The organism is Candidatus Magnetobacterium casense (assembly GCF_019173545.1).
Taxonomy (GTDB): domain Bacteria; phylum Nitrospirota; class Thermodesulfovibrionia; order Thermodesulfovibrionales; family Magnetobacteriaceae; genus Magnetobacterium; species Magnetobacterium cryptolimnobacter.
Genome location: NZ_JABXWD010000286.1, coordinates 1 through 4,695 on the forward strand (window position 1 = coordinate 1; position 4,695 = coordinate 4,695).

Here is a 4,695-nt window from a genome sequence, read left to right on the forward strand (position 1 = left end):
AGGAATGACAAACTTGGAAAAAGCCTGTAACTGTCATTCCTGCGAAAGCAGGAATCCATGCCTTTAAACCATGAAATTAATTTTACCATGCTTTTTAAAGAGGATACCTATATGTTTCGTTGCATTGTGGAGGCCACTTGTATGTAAAAACCGCCATTGTCATCTTCTGTAAAATCATAAGCCATTATCAGTCTGTCAATGTCTGAAAACTCAGTTAATTTTCTGTTGATCATAAATGCAAATAACTCACGTGCAGCAATTTTATCTTTTTTGGTGGTTGTATATTCTTTCACCAGTGCTTCTAATGTTTCCTTCTGTTTATCGTCTGGTAAAAAACTGGCATTCCAGAAAATCAGCGATAGATCAAGAGCTTTTTTCGTTTCTTCAGTTGTTTTTGTAGTCACCAAAAGTGGCTTGGCGTAGTCGAGAAGCACCCCTGACATTTTTTCTTGCTCACGAGATGTCTCTACTAATTGGGCATGTCGTGAACCATGCTTCTTTTTTATCTTTTTGGGCATATGTCAACCGTCCTTTATTTATCTGTATACAACTATAATAACAAATCATGACGGCTAAAATAAACCCTACCACATTTACGTAGTTTTTTGCTAAACTATTATTTCGGATGTTTAAGGAAATCATGAGAGCTAACATAAGGCAGTTGAGGCCTTACAGTGCGGTTGAAATACCCTGCCGTATCAAGCTCGACGCCAACGAGGCCCCTTACGGCCTTGTTCCGGGGCCGATAGCGGTTGACACCAATCGCTACCCCGATCCTGAGGCCAGGGAGCTTCGCAACCACCTTGCACACACCCTGAACGTCGATGCCGAAAACATACTCCTGGGCAACGGCTCTGACGAGGTCATCTATCACCTGATAACGTCCCTGGGCGGACCAGTCCTCTATCCGATGCCAACGTTTGTCATGTACGGCATCATTGCCCAGACCCTCGGAGAGACCTCCGTAGCAGTGCCGCTGGGCGATGACTTCGACCTCGATACCAACGCAATGACTGAGGCCATCAGGAGGCACAACCCCAAGGTGATATTTATGAGCTCTCCCAACAATCCGACGGGAAACTCCTTTAATCGGGAAACCATACTTGAGATATTGAGCCTGTCACGTGGGATCGTGGTAATTGACGAAGCCTACCAGCCCTACTCACCAAGACCGAGCGTTGTCCCTATGATATCACGTTATAATAATCTCTATGTAATGCGGACTCTCAGCAAGGTGGGACTTGCTGCGTTGCGGGTTGGGTTTCTTGTGGGAGCGGCGGAGGGGATCGAGGAGTTAAACAAGGTGCGGTTGCCCTACAACGTCAATGCCCTGTCGCAGCGGATGGCGCTCATGGCCCTGCAGGATGGCAGGCTGACAGAGCAAAACACCAAGACTGTAATAGCAGAAAGACAGCGGCTATTTGAAGGACTCTCACGCCTCGACGGTATAACAGCCTATCCCTCCGATGCCAACTTCATCCTGATAAAAACAGCCAATGCAAAAACGCTCCACCAGAGGCTGCTGCAATCCGGCATCCTGCTCAAGGACATGACAAGCGCCCTGGAAAACTGTCTGCGCATCACCATCGGAAGGCCCGAGGAAAACACCGAGCTGCTCAAGGCAATGGCAGAAGCCAGAGGGACAACTCTGTGATTAAATCATTTGGCCAGCTTGAAGTTACCATCTGCAAAGACATCTATATATCTCTCCGTGACTACCTTGGACACTACAGATAACAACAACACACCATCCTCCGCCTCTTTTACGTCATACTTCAGAACCACTTTGTTAACATCTGCGAATTCTATGAATTTTCGCTGGATCATGCCCATGAACGCCTGGAGCAAAGTGAATCTGTTGTATTCGACACTGTCATCTGCCACAATTTTCCGCATTGCCTCTGATTGATCCTCTTCCGGCAAAAAGCTGGCATTCCAAAACATGATCGATAGATTCAAGGCGCGCCTTCTCTGCACAAAGTTCTTTCCTTTCTCTACCATTGGCATGGCGTACTCAATGATTATACCTGCAAATTCCTCATCGTATTCATCAGAGGGCCCCATTGACGTGGTCTGTTGTGAGTCGTGTTTCTTTTTTATCTTTTTGGGCATATGCCAAACCTCCTTTAATTTTTAGCTACACTAATATTTTAACAGATCAAGATAACTAACGACAATAGAGGGTAGCGCTCCAGTCCGGCGTGGTTACATCGCTTAAGTACAGTAACAATGCCATACTACGAAAACATAAAAGCGGCTTAAATCCTGGCAACCACGGTTGATTTTGATGCTACCTCCAATTGCCTTTGCCGCTGATTTTGCATAATTCATCCTGACTATGTTATCCTTGTAGGCATATATTTAAGATTATCAAGGAGGTAGCGGCGATGTTTCTTCTATTGCTGGAAGTGAGGGTGTTTATTGTCCTGGTAATGGTTGCAATTGCATGGTTGGTCTTTCCTAGTCTTGGAGGGACGGCATATGCGGTCACCGTCAATCTGTCGCGTACGGGTCAGACAAAGGTCTACGCCGGGCGTGATGACGGAGCGCTAAAGGCCGGTGTGATCTGGCCGGAACCGCGGTTTAATATCAACACCAATGGTACGGTGACGGATACTCTGACGGGATTGGTGTGGTCTCAGGACACCTGCACTCCAGCAACGAATACGTGTACGGGTAGCGACAGGAACTGGCAAACGGCACTTGAGTACATAGGCTGCCTAAACGGGGCAAAGTATCTCGGCTACAACGACTGGCGAATGGCAAATGTCAACGAGCTGGAGAGCCTTACCAACGCACAGGAGGCCGTGCAATCCACATGGCTGACTTCGCAGGGGTTTACGCACGTAAGGTCTGACAACTACTGGTCTTCTACCACCAGCGCCAGCGATACATCACATGCGTGGCTTGTCAGCACGGTTGATGGCGTCATCCACACCGGTGCCAAGAGTTCCAGGCTGTGTGTGTGGCCGGTGCGTGCGGGGCAGAGTGGAGCATTTGGAGATGCCTTTGTCTGGTCTACCGGACAAACCACCAGCTACGGTACGGGTGATGATGGTGCGTTAAAGGCTAGTGCGACATGGCCAAACCCACGTTTTACGGATGACAATGATGGCGCCGTTACGGACAATCTCACGGGACTTGTCTGGTCTAAAGACGCCAATACACCGGCAACAGGTACATGTACGGGCAGCGACAGGAGCTGGCAGGCGGCCATTGATTACGTGGCCTGCTTAAACGGCGCCAACTACCTTGGCTACAACGACTGGCGACTGCCAAACAAGAAGGAACTTGTAAGCCTGGTTGACCGTGGAAGGCTCAATCCGGCGCTTGCATCGGGCAATCCTTTTACAAACGTCAAGGCAACCAACTCTTATTGGTCATCCACCAGCAGCGCTAACAGTTCATACCTTGCATGGCTTGTCAACATTGGCAATGGCAGTGTTCCGGGCACTTCAAAGTATTCCGGTTATCGAGTGTGGCCGGTGCGTGGTGGTTGGGTGTACAAGAATACGCCGGACTTCAACGGGGATGGCAGTGGTGATGTCCTGTGGCGGGATGCTGCAACGGGTGATATAGCCATGTGGTTCATGAGTGGGGCAACTATAACCAGTGGCAACTATGTCGTCAAGGGTGTGCCTGCAGATTGGGAGACCAAAGGCACGGGTGACTTCAATGGTGACGGCAGGAGTGACGTCCTCTGGCAAAACACAAATAATGGGGATGTCTACATTTGGCTGATGGATGGCGCCACGGTAACGGGTGGTGATTTTGCCGCACACGCAATGCCAAAGGAGTGGCAAATCAGGGCAACCGGTGACTTCAATGGCGATGGCAAGAGCGACACCCTCTGGCAAAACACCTCAACGGGTGACACCTACATATGGTTAATGGATGGGGCAACGATAAAAGGCGGAGGTTTTGCGGCAAAGGCGATCCCGTCACAGTGGCATATCAAGGCCGTCGGTGACCTCAACGGCGATGGCAAGGCGGATGTCCTTTGGCAGAATACCTCAACAGGTGACGTGGCCGGGTGGTTAATGAACGCTGCAAACATATCATCCGGAAACTATGTTGCCAGGGGTGTTCCGGGTAACTGGCAGATTAAAGCAGTTAGGGACCTCAATGCAGATGGCAAAGCGGATGTCGTATGGCAGGACCCGTCATCAGGCGATGTCTTTATCTGGCTCATGAGTGCTCTGGATATAGCCAGTGGCGGTTATGCGGCAGCCGGGGTTCCGCCTAACTGGCAGATTAAGACAACCGGAGATTATAACGGCGATGGTAAGAGCGACATCTTCTGGCAAGACTCCGCCACCGGAGACGTCTACATCTGGCTTATGAACGGCGTCGATATATCCGGTGGAGGTTATCCGGCAAAGGGAATCCCCAACAACTGGCGACCTGAATAAGCCGAAAATACAGGGTAATCGCATTTGATACCATTTGCAAAGACCAGTCCATCAGGGAGATGCATCCTGTGTGCAAATAGCTCATCCGCCGTAGTCAGGAGGGGGACAATAAGAAAAACCGCTATGCCGGAGAAGATGGCAAGTCCGACACAGACCTTCTTGATGGTCCTCCGCACGTATCCTCTTAAAAAAGCATGGTAAAATGGGGTCAAGGGGACTGGTCCCCTTGCGGGGGGTTCTGAAGGGGGGCGGAGCCGCCCCTTTCTTTCTTGCCTTAAAGTAT

At 49.7% G+C, this 4,695-nt stretch carries 5 protein-coding genes; 2 read left to right on the forward strand and 3 right to left on the reverse strand.

The genetic code is table 11. The features are described 5' to 3' along the window. Window positions 1-107 precede the first annotated feature (107 nt). The gene (locus HWQ67_RS13400) at window positions 108-518 is read right to left on the reverse strand and encodes a hypothetical protein (RefSeq protein ID WP_218253194.1); all 411 of its coding nucleotides are present in this window, start codon (window positions 516-518) and stop codon (window positions 108-110) included. Window positions 519-640: 122 nt separating this feature from the next. Here HWQ67_RS13400 and hisC point away from each other — a divergent pair, with 122 nt between their 5' ends. Beyond that, window positions 641-1,654, forward strand: coding sequence for a histidinol-phosphate transaminase (hisC, locus tag HWQ67_RS13405; protein ID WP_218253195.1), 1,014 nt, complete (start codon window positions 641-643; stop codon window positions 1,652-1,654). A 5-nt stretch (window positions 1,655-1,659) separates the two neighbouring features. On the opposite strand, the gene HWQ67_RS13410 is transcribed toward hisC, so the two are convergent. Further along, complete coding sequence (locus HWQ67_RS13410; protein WP_218253196.1) at window positions 1,660-2,112, reverse strand: hypothetical protein; 453 nt, start codon at window positions 2,110-2,112, stop codon at window positions 1,660-1,662. A gap of 275 nt (window positions 2,113-2,387) precedes the next feature. On the opposite strand from HWQ67_RS13410, the gene HWQ67_RS13415 reads away from it, so the two are divergent. Continuing rightward, window positions 2,388-4,412: a DUF1566 domain-containing protein gene (locus tag HWQ67_RS13415; RefSeq protein ID WP_218253197.1), complete on the forward strand. Its 2,025-nt coding sequence runs from the start codon at window positions 2,388-2,390 to the stop codon at window positions 4,410-4,412. Here the strand turns inward: HWQ67_RS13415 and HWQ67_RS13420 are convergent. After that, the gene (locus HWQ67_RS13420; protein ID WP_218253198.1) at window positions 4,370-4,588 is read right to left on the reverse strand and encodes a hypothetical protein; all 219 of its coding nucleotides are present in this window, start codon (window positions 4,586-4,588) and stop codon (window positions 4,370-4,372) included. The two genes, HWQ67_RS13415 and HWQ67_RS13420, sit on opposite strands and share 43 nt — an antisense overlap. Between the last annotated feature and the right edge of the window lie 107 nt (window positions 4,589-4,695).